Annotated in this window: 17 protein-coding genes; 4 read left to right on the forward strand and 13 right to left on the reverse strand. The window is 68.7% G+C overall.

Features of this window, described 5'->3' with window-relative positions:
- Positions 1–73: 73 nt before the first annotated feature.
- The 6 genes from KQ307_RS01855 to KQ307_RS01880 all read right to left on the reverse strand — a co-directional run bounded on the left by KQ307_RS01855 (position 74) and on the right by KQ307_RS01880 (position 5,207).
- Positions 74–583: a WbuC family cupin fold metalloprotein gene (locus KQ307_RS01855; protein WP_259702113.1), complete on the reverse strand. Its 510-nt coding sequence runs from the start codon at positions 581–583 to the stop codon at positions 74–76.
- Positions 584–588: 5 nt separating this feature from the next.
- Positions 589–1,281 (reverse strand): superoxide dismutase, encoded by a 693-nt coding sequence (locus tag KQ307_RS01860; RefSeq protein WP_259726756.1) that lies wholly within the window; start codon positions 1,279–1,281, stop codon positions 589–591.
- Between the two features lie 58 nt (positions 1,282–1,339).
- Positions 1,340–2,761: an FAD-dependent oxidoreductase gene (locus KQ307_RS01865; RefSeq protein WP_259726757.1), complete on the reverse strand. Its 1,422-nt coding sequence runs from the start codon at positions 2,759–2,761 to the stop codon at positions 1,340–1,342.
- A 40-nt stretch (positions 2,762–2,801) separates the two neighbouring features.
- Complete coding sequence (gene pyrF, locus KQ307_RS01870) at positions 2,802–3,527, reverse strand: orotidine-5'-phosphate decarboxylase (RefSeq protein ID WP_259702111.1); 726 nt, start codon at positions 3,525–3,527, stop codon at positions 2,802–2,804.
- Positions 3,527–4,816: a tyrosine--tRNA ligase gene (tyrS, locus tag KQ307_RS01875; RefSeq protein WP_259726758.1), complete on the reverse strand. Its 1,290-nt coding sequence runs from the start codon at positions 4,814–4,816 to the stop codon at positions 3,527–3,529. The genes pyrF and tyrS overlap by 1 nt, the downstream gene beginning before the upstream one ends.
- 67 nt (positions 4,817–4,883) lie before the next feature.
- Positions 4,884–5,207 carry a DUF1825 family protein gene (locus KQ307_RS01880; RefSeq protein WP_259702109.1) on the reverse strand — a complete coding sequence of 108 codons (324 nt, stop codon included), beginning with the start codon at positions 5,205–5,207 and terminating at the stop codon, positions 4,884–4,886.
- A 132-nt stretch (positions 5,208–5,339) separates the two neighbouring features.
- Here KQ307_RS01880 and KQ307_RS01885 point away from each other — a divergent pair, with 132 nt between their 5' ends.
- The 4 genes from KQ307_RS01885 to KQ307_RS01900 all read left to right on the forward strand — a co-directional run bounded on the left by KQ307_RS01885 (position 5,340) and on the right by KQ307_RS01900 (position 8,500).
- Positions 5,340–6,026, forward strand: coding sequence for a hypothetical protein (locus tag KQ307_RS01885; protein ID WP_259702108.1), 687 nt, complete (start codon positions 5,340–5,342; stop codon positions 6,024–6,026).
- Positions 6,023–6,667 carry a GIY-YIG nuclease family protein gene (locus tag KQ307_RS01890; RefSeq protein WP_259702107.1) on the forward strand — a complete coding sequence of 215 codons (645 nt, stop codon included), beginning with the start codon at positions 6,023–6,025 and terminating at the stop codon, positions 6,665–6,667. The genes KQ307_RS01885 and KQ307_RS01890 overlap by 4 nt, the downstream gene beginning before the upstream one ends.
- Positions 6,668–6,737: 70 nt before the next feature.
- Positions 6,738–8,219, forward strand: coding sequence for a leucyl aminopeptidase (locus KQ307_RS01895; RefSeq protein ID WP_259726759.1), 1,482 nt, complete (start codon positions 6,738–6,740; stop codon positions 8,217–8,219).
- 29 nt (positions 8,220–8,248) lie between these two features.
- The gene (locus KQ307_RS01900; protein ID WP_259702105.1) at positions 8,249–8,500 is read left to right on the forward strand and encodes a hypothetical protein; all 252 of its coding nucleotides are present in this window, start codon (positions 8,249–8,251) and stop codon (positions 8,498–8,500) included.
- Positions 8,501–8,543: 43 nt separating this feature from the next.
- Here KQ307_RS01900 and KQ307_RS01905 read toward each other — a convergent pair whose 3' ends face one another.
- From KQ307_RS01905 to KQ307_RS01935, 7 genes are read right to left on the reverse strand one after another with little or no spacing between them, the layout of a single operon-like run.
- Positions 8,544–8,729 carry a hypothetical protein gene (locus tag KQ307_RS01905; protein WP_259702104.1) on the reverse strand — a complete coding sequence of 62 codons (186 nt, stop codon included), beginning with the start codon at positions 8,727–8,729 and terminating at the stop codon, positions 8,544–8,546.
- 59 nt (positions 8,730–8,788) lie between these two features.
- Positions 8,789–9,457, reverse strand: coding sequence for a peptide-methionine (S)-S-oxide reductase MsrA (gene msrA, locus KQ307_RS01910; protein WP_259702199.1), 669 nt, complete (start codon positions 9,455–9,457; stop codon positions 8,789–8,791).
- Positions 9,458–9,497: 40 nt separating this feature from the next.
- Positions 9,498–10,718 carry a lipid-A-disaccharide synthase gene (gene lpxB, locus KQ307_RS01915; protein WP_259726760.1) on the reverse strand — a complete coding sequence of 407 codons (1,221 nt, stop codon included), beginning with the start codon at positions 10,716–10,718 and terminating at the stop codon, positions 9,498–9,500.
- Complete coding sequence (gene lpxA / locus KQ307_RS01920; protein WP_259726761.1) at positions 10,718–11,539, reverse strand: acyl-ACP--UDP-N-acetylglucosamine O-acyltransferase; 822 nt, start codon at positions 11,537–11,539, stop codon at positions 10,718–10,720. Before lpxA ends, lpxB begins: the two co-directional genes overlap by 1 nt.
- Positions 11,540–11,543: 4 nt before the next feature.
- Positions 11,544–11,972: a 3-hydroxyacyl-ACP dehydratase FabZ gene (gene fabZ / locus KQ307_RS01925; RefSeq protein WP_259726815.1), complete on the reverse strand. Its 429-nt coding sequence runs from the start codon at positions 11,970–11,972 to the stop codon at positions 11,544–11,546.
- A gap of 33 nt (positions 11,973–12,005) precedes the next feature.
- Positions 12,006–12,854, reverse strand: a complete 849-nt coding sequence (gene lpxC, locus KQ307_RS01930) for a UDP-3-O-acyl-N-acetylglucosamine deacetylase (protein WP_259726762.1) — start codon at positions 12,852–12,854, stop codon at positions 12,006–12,008.
- 2 nt (positions 12,855–12,856) lie between these two features.
- Entirely contained in the window at positions 12,857–15,139 is a 2,283-nt protein-coding gene (locus KQ307_RS01935) for a BamA/TamA family outer membrane protein (protein ID WP_399242382.1), read from the reverse strand.
- Positions 15,140–15,165: the final 26 nt, after the last annotated feature.

The following is a 15,165-nucleotide window of genomic DNA, read 5'->3' on the forward strand; positions in this document are numbered from 1 at the left end:
AAGGGCGGCGGAATCGCCGACCGGGGCCAACAGTCTGCGGGGCTTTGACGGCCAGGCGGCCGGAGGGGGCCGTTCAGCCGAACAGCTGTGTCCAGGCCCGCACCTGGGCAGCGGCGGCAGGGCTGCCCTCCGCCGGGAAGCAGGGCAGAAAATCCTTGTCCTGGGCAGGGATGTAGGGGCCCTGTTTCACCTCCAGCAGCACGGAGTCGCGCTGGAGGGCCACCAGGGTGTGGAACTGGCCATCGGCCAGCTCAATGCCCCGCAGCGGACCGGCCGCCTCAAGCCGTTCGCCCAGCAGCACATCGCCGGCCCCATTGAGCAGCAACACGCCGATCGCCCCCTGCAGGACCACGAAGCACTCAAACGCCGCACCGGGTTCCTGGCGGAGATGGCGGTGGGGGCGCACGTAGGTGCCGGGCTGCAGCACATTCAGAAAACGCTGCACCGGCTCGGGCTCGGCATGGAAATTGTGATTGCACCGCAGCCGCGGCGATCGACGGGCCTGGTCCGCGACCGCATCGAACAGGGCCTGGTCGAGCCGTTTGATCACGCCTGATGCCGCTGGACGGCCGCTCTCGCCCATCCCCATCAGACCGGCTGCTCCGCGAAGCGCCTCGACACCGCCTCCCAGTTCACCACCGACCACCAGGCCTCGAGATAGTCGGCGCGGCGGTTCTGGTACTGGAGGTAGTAGGCGTGCTCCCAGACATCGTTGCCGAGCAGCGGGATGCCCCGCCGATCACTGACATCCATCAGCGGGTTGTCCTGGTTGGCGGTGCTCACCAGCTCAAGCGTTCCCTTCGGATTGACGATCAGCCACACCCATCCCGATCCGAAGCGCTGCAGACCAGCCGCCTTGAAGCCCGCCTGGAACTGCTCAAACGAGCCGAAATCCCGATCGATCGCCGCGAGCAACGCCGGCGACGGCGCTCCGCCCTGGCCCGGCGGCGCCAGAGACTCCCAGAAAAAGCTGTGGTTCCAATGGCCTCCGGCATTGTTCCGCACTGCGGCCGAGCGACGCGAAGGCCGTTTCAGCAGGGCCTCCAGGCCCTGGCCCTGCAAGGACGGATCCGCTGCCACGGCGCTGTTCAGGTTGGTCACATAGGCCTGGTGATGGCGGTCGTGATGAATCGCCAGGGTGGTGGCGTCGATCGCCGGCTCCAGGGCATCGTTGCCGTAGGGCAGGGGAGGAAGGGAGAAGGGGGCACCCTCGGCCCGGGCCCCGGACGGCGCCGTGACCAGGAGCAGCAGGGTCAGCAGGCAGGCAAGGATCCTTGGCATCGGCGGAGCTGCGGAGCCACAGAAGGCGGATTCCAGTATGGAAGCGGCTGCGCCCGAATCAGCCCAGCCGCTCCAGCACCGCCGCTGCGGCCTCCTCACCGCTGCGCACCGCCCCATCGAAGAAGCCCGGCCAGCGCTCGGCCACCTCGGTGCCCGCCCAGAACACCTGGCCATGGGGCCGGCGCAGGGCATCGCCACAGCGGCTCCAGAGCCCCGGCGGCATCCAGGCGGCGTAGGCGCCACCCACGAACGGCATCGCCGGCCAGTCCTTCTCGACGTAGGCCACAGGCGTCAGGGCCGCCGGGCCCAGATAGGCGGCCAGATCGCCCAGCACCGCCTCCTTCCGTTCCGCCTCACTCAACGGCGCCCAGCGGTGGTAGCGGTGGCCCACCACGAAGGCGGCCAGCGCGCCGCAACCGGTCTCGGGATCGGAGCTGTCGGCCACCAGTTCCACCCAGGGGCGATCGCCGATGGCGATCCCCGAGAGCCCCAGCTCACGCCACCAGGGCGTGGCATAGACGATCAGCAGCTTCGCGCAGGCGCCCATCGCCATCTGCTGCTGCAGCTCCTGGCGGTCGGCGGGAAGCTCCGGCGTGAAACGGAGCCGCGCCGCCAGCGCCGGCGGCATCGCCACGATCGCGGCGCGGCAGGGATACTCCGCCTGGCCGGTCTGGACCCGAACCAAACAATCCGCCGCGGACGTCTGTGGTGGCTGCAGCACGGCAAGCACCGGCTCGCCCAGCCGCACCACCCCCTCAGCCAGCTGCGCCGCCAGCAGGGCCGGCAGCTGGCCGGCGCCGCCATGCAGCAGCTCCTGCTCCGGCTGCTCGCCCTGGGGAGCGGTGCGCTGGCCCCAGAGCACATGCAGCAGCGACACCTGCTCCGGCTCAGCCGGGCCCAGGAAACCGACCGCCCGACAGAAATAGGCGAAATACCAGGCCGCGAACGGGGTGTGGGTGTGGGCGTCGATCCAGTCCTGGAAGCTGAGCCGATCCAGTTCGGCAGCGGCGGGATGGTGGTGGGGGTGACCTTCCGGCAACTGGGCCACCAGCGCCTGGAAGCGGGCCAGAGCCGCCATGGCATCGTCCCAGTCGGCGGCTGGCACGGCCGGCGGCTGGCCTTCGGGGAAACCCTGGAAGAATCCGGCGAAGGTGCAGCGGCAATCGCCGAACACCAGCACCGTTTCACCGTCGTGGGGAGAGTCGAAGCGGCGGATGCCGTGCTGATCCAGCAGGGCGAGGAAGCGGCTCTGGCTGGGGCCGACCCACTGGCCGCCCAGGTCGATCCAGCTGTCCGGGCAGCCCCCTGGCGTCAGCTCCCCATCGAGCCGCACGCTCTGCCGGCACATCCGCCCACCGAGCCGGGCATCCGCCTCGATCAGGCGCACCGAGCGGCCGGCCCGCTGCACGGCCAGCGCCGCCACCAGCCCCGCCAGGCCAGCTCCCACCACCACGACATCAACGGGTTCCGCCTGCGTCATCACCATGAAGCCCAGCATCGCAGCCAGTTACCCGGGCGGTTCAGGCCTGCAGCTCGGCGCAGCAGGCCTCGAAGGCCGCCGCCGGATCCTCGGCGGCGCTGATCGGCCGACCGATCACCAGGAAGCTGGCCCCGGCGGCGATCGCCTCGGCCGGGGTGAGCACCCGCACCTGATCGCCGCTGCCACTGCCGGCCGGGCGGATGCCGGGGGTCACCAGGGTGAAGGGTTCCCGGTGGATGGCCCGCAACGCCGCCACCTCCAGGGGGGAGCAGACGGCACCGCCGATCCCGGCGGAGGCCGCCAGACCCGCCAGCCGGAGAACATGGCTGGGCAGCGGCTCGGTGATCGCCAGCTCGGCGGCGAAACAGGCCGGATCCCAGCTGGTGAGCACTGTGACCGCCAGCAGGGTTGGCGGCGCCACACCAGCGGCGGCGGCCCCCTCCAGCGCCGCCGCCTGGGCCGCCACCAGGGCCTGATGGCCGGCGGCGGCGTGCACCGTGATCAGCTCGGCCCCCAGCCGGGCGGCGCTGCGCACCGCGCCGGCCATGGTGGCGGGGATGTCGTGGAACTTGAGATCGAGGAACACGCCGAGACCCCGCTCCCGCAGGGCGCTCACCACGGCCGGGCCGGCGGCGGTGAACAGCTCCAGCCCCACCTTCACCCGCCGCAACCCGGGGATCCGGCCGGCCAGTTCGAGGGCGGCGGCGGCATCGGGCCGATCGAGCGCCAGGATGATCCGCCCGGCAGGGCTGAGGGAGATGGTCATCAGATCACCAACCGCCGGAACGTCTTCCTGCCCAGTTGCAGCACTCTTCCTTCCAGCTCTGCGGCGGCGCTGAACTCCTGGTTCGGATCAGCCAGCTTCTCGCCATCCAGGCGCACGCCACCCCCCTGAATCTGGCGCCGGGCTTCGCTGCTGCTGACGCAGAGCCCCAGGGCACTGAGCAGATAGAACGCCTTGGCCGGGAAGTTCACGGGCTTCAGAGACAGTTCAGGAACGGATTGGGCGCCCTGTGCCGCTGGAATCCCCGCCGCGCCGGCCATCCCGACCCTGCCATGGGGCGCCGCCACCAGTTGCCGCGCATCCAGCTGGGCCGCCCGGGCTGCCGCCTCACCATGCAGCCCGGCGGTCACCTCCAGCGCCATCGCCATCTGACGTTCGCGCGGGGAGGCCGGCAGGCTTACCGGCTCCAGATCGGTGAGCAGGGTGAGGTAGTCGCCCACCACCGCGTCCGGCAGCTTTTCGAGCTTCGAATAGGTGGAGAGCGGATCTTCCCGCAGACCCAAGGTGTTGCCCAGGCTCTTGCTCATCTTCGCCACACCATCGAGCCCCGGCAGGATCGGCATCAGCAGGGCGAACTGGGGCTTCTGGCCGAAGTGCCGCTGCAGATCCCGGCCCATCGCCACGTTGAACTTCTGGTCGGTGCCGCCCAGCTCCAGGTCGGAGCGCACCGCCACCGAGTCGTAGCCCTGCAGCAAGGGGTAGAGGAACTCGTGCAGGGAGATCGGCAGGCCGCCGCCGTAGCGCCTGGAGAAATCGTCCTTGGCCAGCATCTGACCCACGGTGGCGGTGCCCAGCAACTCGATCACCCTGGGCAGATCGAGGCTTGAGAGCCACTCGCTGTTGCGGCGCACTTCGAGTCGGCCGGGGGTTTCGAAATCCAGCAGGGCCCGCTCCTTCGGCAGCCCCTCACCCAGCTGGGCCAGGTAGGTGGCGGCATTGGCCTCCACCGCAGCGGCGCCGAGCTGCACCCTTGTGGCGTTCTTGCCGGTGGGATCGCCGATGCGGGCGGTGAAATCACCGATGATCAGCACTGCGGTGTGGCCCGCGTCCTGAAAGGCCCGCAGCTTGCGGAACAGGATCGCGTGCCCCAGATGGATGTCGGTGCCGGTGGGGTCGATGCCGAGCTTGACCCGCAGGGGGCGGCCGCTGCGCTCCGCTTCCGCCAGCCGGGCCGTCAGACGCTGATCGGGGTTGTCCTCAGCCCCGGTGGGGAAGAGATCGGCCATGCCCCGCTCCAACCAGCCCGGCAATGCATCAGCACCCATGGCCATCCCCCGGCAGCATCGCTTGACCCAGCCGGATCGTACCCAGCGGCGTCCGGCTGTTCGCCGCCGCTGCTCAGCCGGCTTTCTCCAGCTCGCTCTTCATCCGCTCAAGCGTCTGGTTCATCTGCACGAACATCAGATCAGGGGTGAGGCCGAACTGACCCAGCTGGGTGCGCAGCTGCTCCACGGTGAGCTTGGCCTGGAAGTCTTCGGAGAGCTCGAAGCGCTTCATGAACACCCGGTAGCGATCCATCAGCTCCTCCATCCGCTCGATGAACAGCTTCTTGCCGGCGCGATCGAACTTGCCGTAGTCGCCACCGAGCTGGGTGAGCTGCTGGTAATCGCCGAACAGCCGCTTGGCTTCGTCCTGAACGATTTCGGATTCGAAGAATCCCATGGCAGAGGCCAGGCGTGGTGCGTTGCCGTTGATTCTGAGCGGCCCACCGCCTCCAGGGGAGTGTGGATTGACGTAATCGGGCGGCAATGACCGCTAACTTCAGTCCAGACGTGCGTTTGGGCGAGTGCCACCATGGCCAAAGGGCACTGGTTGGATGGCATGGCCCGCCGGCTTCTGGTCGCCACCGGCCAGTTGCCGGCACCTGCCGGGCGCCCGGCCCCCCCCCCGTCCAGCCCGCACCAGCCGGAGGCCGAGGCGATCGAGCGTGACCTGCTCGCCCTCAAGCTGGCCGGCAATCCCGGCCTGCGGCTCCGCAACGCCGAGGAGGTGCGGCAGGCGGCGGCCCTGGGCTGGCGCCTCGATGTGAACCGGGCCACGGCGGCCGACTGGCTGCGCCTGCCCGGCTGCACCCCCAGCCAGGTGGACCTGTTGCTGCGCCTGCAGGCCGGTGGCGTGCAGCTGAGCGGTGTCGAGGATCTGCAACGGCTGTTGACGCTGCCGGAGGAGCGGATCCGCTGCTGGCAACCTCTGCTCGCCTTCCGCTGGTATGGCGATGCCGCCCCGCCCCGGTCCGCCCCGATCGACCTGAACCGCTGCGGCGTGGAGCAACTCCACGACCGTCTGCCCCTCGATGCCCAGCGCTGCCAGCGGCTGGTGCGGGAGCGCAGCCGGGGCCCGTTCCAGGATCTCGCCGACCTCCAGCAGCGGCTGGCCCTCCCTGCCGATCTGGTGGAAGGCCTGATCGGCAAGGTGAGCTTCAGCAAGGGGCCGGTGGGTCCGGATCTGCCCCGGCCCGGTGATGGCCCTCCCTCCCGTTGAGCCGGGCCCCGGGCCGGCAGGGAGAACTGTTCGAGCCGGGCTCCGGATCGGATCCGCTCGACGGAACCACTGCCCTGCCGCTGCTCCGGCACCAGTTGGTCGCCTGGCAGGGGCGGCTGGCTGATTTTCAGCAGCCGCTGTTCGATCCAACCCGGCCAGCCACTGATCCGGCCGGAGCCCCCTGCCGGGAACAGGGCTGGCTGTTCCCGCCGGAGTTCCCCGGCCAGCTTCCGGGCCCCGAAAGCCTGGCGAGCGGCTTCAACCCCCTCGCCCTGGCCCCCCAGAGCCTGCAGTTCTGGCGCTGGCCCCAGCCGCCCCAGGGGGGAGCGGCCATTTATGTGGTGATCGACCAGCCACCCCACCTGCAAACCTCCCTGTTGCTCTATGTGGGCGAAACCGGCCGGGCCGAGCTTCGCTGGAAAGGAGAGCACGACTGCAAGACCTACCTGTCCGCCTACGCCGAAGCCATGCTGCAGGCCAAGCTGACCACCCGGCTCAGCATCCGCTTCTGGTGCGATGTGCCAGCGGCAGCCAGGTCGCGTCGTGCCCTGGAGCAGGCCCTGATCCGCCGCTGGCTGCCGCCGTTCAACAAGGAGACCCGCCAGCGCTGGGCCACGCCGTTCACCAGCGATCCGGCCTGAGCGCGGCCGGCCCCAGGTCAGGGCCGCACCAGGTGGCATCGCTACGATCACGGCCCCCAGTCCTGGCCCCATGGAGTTCCGCTGTTCCCCCATCCCCCTGAGCGAATGGGACGGCGAGACCCTCGCGGTGGGGATCTTCCAGGGCGATGACGGGGAGTCGCGCCAGCTGTTGCAGGCCCGCTTCGGTGAGGGCCTGATCAGCCTGCTCGAGCATCGCAAGTTCAAGGGCAAACCGGGTGAAACCCTCAGCCTCTCCCTGCTGGATCGTTCCCCCGCCCAGCTGATCGTGGTGGGGTTGGGCGAATCGGCCCACTTCGATGGCCAGGGCCTGCGCAGCGCGGTGGCGGCGATTGCCAGGGCGGCAGCCGCCGGCAGGGCCACCGAGCTCGGCATCGCCCTGCCCAGCGCGGAGCTGGAGCCCGCCATGGCCGCCCGACTGATGGCCGAGGCGGTTCGCCTGACCCTCTACACCGACCCACGCTTCAAGAGCGAGCCGGAACCCCGGCACCTGCCGCAGACGGTCACCCTGCTGGGCCTGCCGGAGGCGGCCGCAGCCGGCCTTGCCGGCCTGGAGGCCACCTGCGCGGGCGTGGAGCTGGCACGTCAGTTGGTGGCGGCCCCTCCGAACGTGGTCACCCCCCAGGCCCTCGCCGACACCGCCGCCACCATCGCCCGGGAGTTCGGCCTGGAACTCAAGGTGCTGGAGCGCTCCGACTGCGAGGCCCTCGGCATGGGCGCTTACCTCGGGGTCGCCCAGGGTTCCTGCCTGCCTCCCAAGTTCATTCACCTCACCTACCGGCCAGCCGACGGGGCCAGCCGCCGACTGGTGCTGATCGGCAAGGGCGTCACCTTCGATTCCGGCGGCTACAACCTCAAGACGGCAGGCTCCCAGATCGAGATGATGAAGTACGACATGGGCGGCAGCGCCGCCGTGCTCGGCGCCGCCCGGGCCATCGCCGAACTGCGGCCGGCCGACGTGGAGGTCCATGTGCTGGTGGCCGCCTGCGAAAACATGATCAGTGGCAACGCCATCCATCCCGGCGACATTCTCACCGCCTCCAACGGCAAGACGATCGAGATCAACAACACCGATGCCGAGGGCCGGCTCACCCTGGCCGACGCGCTGGTCTACGCCAGTCGCCTTGAGCCCGATGCGGTCGTTGATCTGGCCACCCTCACCGGCGCCTGCGTGATCGCCCTGGGTGAGGAGATCGCCGGCCTCTGGTCCCCCAGCGACGAACTGGCCGCGGCCCTGCTGGACGCCGGCCGCCAGGGCGGTGAGCAGTTCTGGCGCATGCCGCTCCAGGCCTCCTACAAGGAGGGCCTCAAGAGCCCGGTGGCCGACCTGAAGAACACCGGCCCACGGCCTGGCGGTTCGATCACCGCCGCCCTGTTTCTGCAGGACTTCGTAGACCCGGCCACGGCCTGGGCCCACCTGGACATCGCCGGCACCGTCTGGAGCGACAAGGGACGGGGGCTGGATCCGGCCGGAGCCACCGGCTTCGGGGTGCGCACCCTGGTGAACTGGGTGAGCCAGGGTGGCCGCGCCTAGGTTGGCTGCAGACGCTCCAGAGCGAGGCCATGGCCGTTCAGAAGATCCGCTGGTATCTGGGCGCCCAGCTCGGGGTGCTGTTGCTGCCGATGGGCCTGTGCCTGGTCGGTGAGGCCGTGACCCGCCGGACCCTGCAGAAGGTGGCCCTGCTGAACCAGATGGTCTCGCCGGCCGGGCCCTGGTTCTGGTATGGCACCCTCGGGCTGATCTGCGTGGTGGCCGGCGTGGGGCTGATGGTGGAGAGCGGCCTGCTGCGGGGCTACCCCAGGAATGCCCGTTGAAGCCTCGCCCCGGTTTCGCTCGGTTGCAGCTCGATCCTGCCGCTCAGATCGCGACCGGTTCGAGGGCTGCCAGCAGGGTTTCGGGTGATTCCAGGGCATGGATCTGCCAGCGAGCCCGCTCGCCGAGGCTGCTGCTCAGCCGTTCCAGGTCGTCGGCAGCCTGTTTCGGGCTCTCATAGGGTCCGATGTGCCGAGTGGTCAAACCATCGCGAATCGTCAGTAGATACATTCGCCACCCTCCCGTCTGGGATTTCCACCCTAGGCACATCGAAGCGTTCTGAACAGGCTTCAGGGCCTGGCTCCAGCCCATGGGACGGAACTGCGGGCCCTGCTGCCCCAGACCTGATTGAGCCGCTGATCACGGCCGCACGACCAGCGGTAGTAGTTGTATTTGAGCTTGTTCTGCTCGGCGTAGTTCTGGTGGTATCCCTCGGCGGGCCAGAAGCGCTGCAGCGGACGGATCTGCACCCGGATCGAGCTCGGGTTCTGCCTGAGCTCCCGGGCCGCCTCCTGAAGGCTGGCCTGGGCCTGCTCCTGTTGCCGCGTTCCCCTGGTGAAGATCGCCGGCCGGTAAGAGGCCCCACGATCACAGAACTGGCCGCCCCCATCGAGGGCATCGACGTTGCGCCAGTAGGCGCGCAACAGGGTGGGATAGCTGATGCGGCTGGTCTCGAAGCGAACCAGCACGCTTTCCAGGTGGCCCGTACCCCCAGCCGTCACCTGGCGGTAGGTGGGGTTCGGCCTGGAGCCGCCGCTGTAGCCACTCACTGCCTCCACCACGCCTGGGAGCCCCTCCAGATCGTGTTCAAGGCACCAGAAGCAGCCGCCGGCGAACACCGCCTCCTCGATCGCCGCCTGGGCGGGTGCGGCGGCGACGACAAGCAGCAGCAGCCCCAGTAGCAGCGGACGGGCGACCCCTGACCACAGCCGGGACTTCCAGGCTCGGCTCGGTTGCATCGGCAGGATCGGCTCGGGGGTGCTGGTGGAGGCCATCCACTCATCCTGCCGGGCTGAACGCAGCCGCCGCTGCTGACGGCTGCGCCATCGCCAGGTGATCGAGGATCTCGACGGCGGCCCGCCCGGTGACACCAGGTTCACCGAGGCAGAGGCGCAGGCGCCCATAGCCCTCGATCATCCGCTCACGGGCTTCACCGGGATCGAGCAGGGGCAGGGCCGCAGCCACCACGGCCGCCGCTGTGAACGACTCCTGGAGCAGTTCCGGAACCAGGCGCTCCCCCAGCACCAGGTTGACCGGCGAAATATGGTCGACCCGGAAGTGCAGCAGGTGGCGGGCCAGCCAGGCCGTCGGACGGCTGACGCGATATCCCACCACCTGGGGAACCCCCCGCAGGGCCAGCTCCAGATTCACGGTGCCCGATTTGGTGAGCGCCAGATCGGCGGCGGCGGAGAGAACGGGCCGCAGCCGATCGGCGTCCGAGGCGGGCACCACCTCGGCCTGCACGCCGGCCTGGCGGAGCAGCGCCGCCAGCGGCGCCTCGAAGGCGGCCTGACCGGCCGGCACCATCACCCGCAGACCTGGCCGCAGCCGTTGCAGTTCCGCCGCCGCCGCCGCCAGGTTGGGCACCAGATAGCGCATCTCCTGGCTGCGGGAGGCGGGCAGCAGCAGCAGCAGGCGCTCTTCCGCGAGGAGGCCCAGCTCACGGCGGGCCTCCTCGCGGCCGGGAAGGTCACCCAGCGTGTCGAGCAGGGGGTGGCCCACCCAGGTCACATCGGCCCCCCGTTCGCCGTAGAAGCGGGCCTCCTCGGGAAAGATCGAGAGGATGCGGTCGGTGAAACCGATCAGACGGGTGCTGCCCCCCTCGCCGATCCGGAAAGCCCACTCCTGGGGGGCGATGTAGTAGGTGATCGGAACCCCCGGCAGCTGGCGCCGCAACTTGAGACCGAGGCTCACATTCGCTCCCATGTAGTCGATCAGGACCACCCCATCCGGTGGGGTCTGGCGCAGCAGCCTGCCGACCCGCCGCTGCAGCCGCAGGGTGGGGAGCACCAGCGGCAGTGCCTCCCACAGACCCATGGCACCCATCGGCGCGGTATTGGCCAGCAGCCGGGCACCGGCCCTCTCCATCCGCTCCCCACCCAGGGCGATGATCTCGAGGTCGAGCTCCCGGCGCCTGGCCTCGGCATGGAGCGCCTGGATCAGCAACCCACCCTGCAGATCCCCCGACACCTCGCCGGTGCTGATCAGCAAGCGCACCATCAGCGATGGGGCGGCAGGGGACCGCGGCGTCCGGGGGTGATCGAGGCTTCAAGGAAGCTGCAGAGCTGCTCCGCCGCCGGCAGCAGCTCGTCCTGGCGGATGCGGGCGAGGGCCTGGACCAGCACCTCGTCGCCGCGGTAGAGGCGGTTCCAGACCTCCTGCAATTGCCTGAGTTCGGCACCGGCGGCCCGTTCGGCCAGGCCGCTGCGCCGCAGGCCGATGCGGTTGAGTCCCCGCAGCCGTCCGGGGTGGCCTTCGACGATGGCGAAGGGGGGGACATCTCTGTCGATGCGGCTCATGCCCCCCACCATCGCCAGGGTGCCGATGTGGACGAACTGATGAATGCCGAGCACCCCACCGATCACGGCCCGATCGCCGATCACCACATGGCCGGCGATCGCCACGCTGTTCGCCACGACGATGCCATCGCCCAGTTCACAGTTATGGCCGACGTGGCAATAGGCCATCAGCAGATTGCCGTTGCCAAGCCGGGTCTGCTCGCCATCGGCGGTGGCCCGGTTGATCGTGACGCATTCCCGGATCGTGTTGTCGTCACCGAGCACCACTTCGGTGGGGGCCCCGTTGTATTTGAGGTCCTGGGGTTCGAGGCCGATGCAGGCCCCGGGGAAAACCCGGTTGCGGGCACCCATCCGAACGCGGCCTTCGATCACCACATGGGGCCCGATCCGGCTGCCGGGACCGATCTGCACCTCAGGGCCGATCACGGAGAACGGCCCGATCGCCACGCCGACAGCCAGCTTGGCGCGGGGATCGACCAAGGCGGTGGGATGGATCGAGGTTTCCACGGCTGCGCTGGTCATCGCCTCAGTCCACCAGAGAGAACATCAGTTCTCCTGAACAGACGCGCTGTCCATCGACCGTGACCTCTCCCCTCACCTTGCCGAACCGCCGATGCTTGATGGCCAGCAGCTCACAGCTGATCCGCATTTGATCGCCAGGCACGACCGGCCGCCGGAACCGCACCCCGTCGATCCCGGCGAAGACGAACAGCCCCTTCGGCAACTCAGGCATCTGGGCAATGATCAGTCCCCCCACCTGGGCCATCGCCTCGACGATCAACACCCCCGGCATCATCGGACGACCCGGGAAATGGCCCTGGAAATGGGGCTCGTTGAGGGTGACGTTCTTGATGGCGACCGCCCGCTTACCAGGCTCATGTTCGACCACCCGGTCCACAAGGGCAAATGGGTAGCGGTGGGGCAACAGATTGAGGATCTGCTCACTGGTGAGCAGGGGTGAGCCGGCAAGAGAAACGGTCAACGGGCTTCAGGCAGATCGGGAGTGAGCAGCCAGGGCAGCCGCCAGAGCGGTGTGCAGCCCATGGGAACCGCGGTATGCGAACACCTGGGCTCGAGGCAAGCCCACCAGCGCCAGGTCGCCCAGCAGGTCCAGCAGCTTATGGCGCACCGGCTCCTGTTCGAGGCGCAAAGGAGGATTCAACCACTGCTGGCCATCACAGACCAGGGCATTGCCCAGATTCCCACCTTTGATCAGCCCCGCCGCCTGCAGTTGCTCCACCTGCTCGCGAAAGCCGAACGTGCGGGCCGGGGCGATCTCCTCAACGAAGCGCCGAGGCGTGAGCTCCAGGGAAAAGGACTGTCGGCCGATCGCCGGCTGGGGAAACTCGATCGCCGCTCCCAGCCAGGGCTGGAGGCTGGGCAGGGCGGTCACGAAGCTCCGGCCCTGCTGCAGGGTGAGCGGTGAAGCGAGCTCCTGCAACGGCTCCCGCTCACCCACCAGCTGGAGGCCCGCCTCGGCGATCGCCTCCACCCACGACAGTGCGGAGCCATCAAGCAGCGGCACCTCATCCCCTTCAACCAGGATCGTCACCTGGCTGAGGCCCGTCCCAGCCAGGGCTGCCAGCAGATGCTCCACCGTGGCGAGGCGGCGTTGATCAAGCCTCAGGGCGGTGCACAGCTGGGTTTCGCACACCAGGCCGGGATGAAGCCGGCTGACAGAGCTGCCCGGCTGATCCAGCCAGCCCAGCTGAAAACCTGGCTGATCACTGGGCTCGAGGCGCACCCGGCAGAGGTTGCCGCTGTGCAGGCCCACCCCGGAGCGCTCCACCGGTGCCGCCAGGGTCCAGGCCTGGCTGTAATCGCTGGGCCAGTCCATGGCTAGAACTTCCAGCCGACACCGAGGTTGAAGCGCCAATCACCGCTGAAGTCCTTGCTGGCGACCTCCAGCCGGAGTGGACCGACCGGAGTGGTGACGATCAGACCGGTGCCCACCGAGAAGCCACTGCCCGGTTTTGCCAGCAGACCACCTGGATTGCCCTGGACACTGGCCTGGGAGCCGAAATCGGTGCCGCCATCCACGAAGAACGATCCACTCACGACGGAGAACAGCGGGAAGCGGTACTCGATCGTGGCTTCGCCAAAGCTCTTGCCGACCCCGAGGTCACAGTCGGCGAAGCCCCGCACCGAGTTGGAGCCGCCCATGCAGAAGGCCTCGTAGGGGGGCAGGTCGCCGACGTTGGTGCCGGCCGAGACCTGGAAGGCCAGGGCCTGCTTGCAGTCGGCCGCCTCACCGGGTTTTGGCCGACAGCCCTTGTAAAACCGCAGCCAATTGACTGGAATGAAATAGGAATAGCTGCCGCGCAGGCGGTTGAAGGTGGGTGAATCGGGCCCGACCGAAACGAACTGCTCCGTGCTGAGGCTGAGAAAATTGCCGGAGGTGGGATTGCGGGGATCGTTGAGCGTGTTGCGGGTGGCTGCCACCCGCACCGCCACCAACTGGTTGGTGGTGGCGCAGTTGAACGCCACGCAGACCACGTTCTCGATCGGAGCCTCGGAGCCGTCGAAGTTGTTGGTGCTCACACCGAAGGGCATGGATTCACCGGCGAAGTTGATCGGCCTCACCTCCTGGGCACTGGCCCCCACCACCAGACTCCAGAGGGCCTTCCTGAAGGGATTTCCACCATTGAGCGGCCGCACGAACTGAATGTTGCCGCCCACCCGCTGGATCGCGATCGAGTTGCCGTCGTAATCGAACCAGCTGTTCCCCGGGGAATCGGATTCGGCTTCACCAACCGAGTCGAAGCGCCGGCCTTCGGGGTTGTTATCGGAGTTGATGTTGTAAGCCAGGCTGGTGCCAGGAGCTTCGTAGAAATCCGAGGCGGTGTTGATGTTGCCGTTTTCCTGGCTCTGGTAGATCTGCGGCACATCCCGGCTGATGAACAGGCGGGCACGGAAAGCTGTGCGGTATTTATCCCCCTTGATCCACGGATCCGTGAAGGACAGGTCGGCCAGGCCGCCGAACTGGCCATAGGTGAAGTTGAGGGCCACATCCCAGGCTCGACCCCTCAGGTTGCTGTCCTGGAGCTGCACCTGGCCGAACACACCCTGGCTCTGGCTGTAACCCAGGCCGCCGGAGAGGGAGCCGGTGGATTGCTCCACCACCCCAAGCACGATCACCACCTCACCAGGCTGGGCCGGAACGGGCCGCAGGGTCACCTTGACATCGGCAAACAGCCCGGTGCCGTAGAGGCGCTTGATGTCCTCCTCGAGGTTGCGGCGGTTGAAGGTCTGGCCCGGCAGGATCGAGATCTCGCGGCTGACCACCCAGGGCTTGGTCTTGCCGCGGATCGGCTCACCCTTTTCGTTGGTGGCGGAGCCCTCCTTGTCGAGGAACTGCACCTCCACCGCCTGGACTGTTCCCTCCCGGACCGCCAGAAGAACCACACCCTCCGGACTGACGCGGCTGGGGCCGGTGATCCTGGCCAGGGAGTAGCCCTGGTCGGCGTACCACTTCTGCAGTTCCTGCAGACGGCCCTGCAGGGTGTTGAGGTTCAGGGTCTTGCCGACGTCGGCGGCGAAGGTGTCCTGGAGAACCTCGGCAGGAAGCTTGGCCTTGGCGGTGTCGAGCTCCACCTTCTGCAAAACGGGATTGGCGGTGGCGATCACCACCAGCTGCACGCCGAGCGGGCCGTCGACCGGCTGAATCCGCACATCCGAGAACCAGCCGCTGGCATAGATCGCAGCGAGATCGGTCTGCAGCTCGGAGCGGGAAACGCGGCTGCCGGGCCGCACAACCATGGCGTCATAGACGGCCAGCTCCAGTCTTTCGCGCTCCGGGTGACCCTCAAGGCCATTGACCACCACCTCGCTGATCAGCACCTTGGGCTCGGCGGGTGCCGCCGGCGCCAGGCTGCCCGGGCTGGCCGCTGGCGGGGAGGCGGCAGGGCCTGGCAGGACCGGCTCGAAGCCGGCCGGCGGGGTGGCGGGCGCCGCAGCGGGGGGTGAAGCCTGGGGGGCGGCTTCGGTGGCGGCTGGAGCAGGCTGGGACTGGGCCAGCACCCGCTCAGGAGCGAGCAGGGCGAGCACCCCGAGCAGCGGCAGGCTCACCCTCAGGCCGCGACTGCCGCGGCGAGCGAGCCGGTCAGGGAGGGAATGGCGCATCAGGGCGTTGCGGGTGCCACCCATGG

The sequence above is a fragment of the Synechococcus sp. CS-1326 genome (assembly GCF_025128115.1).
GTDB lineage: Bacteria > Cyanobacteriota > Cyanobacteriia > PCC-6307 > Cyanobiaceae > Regnicoccus.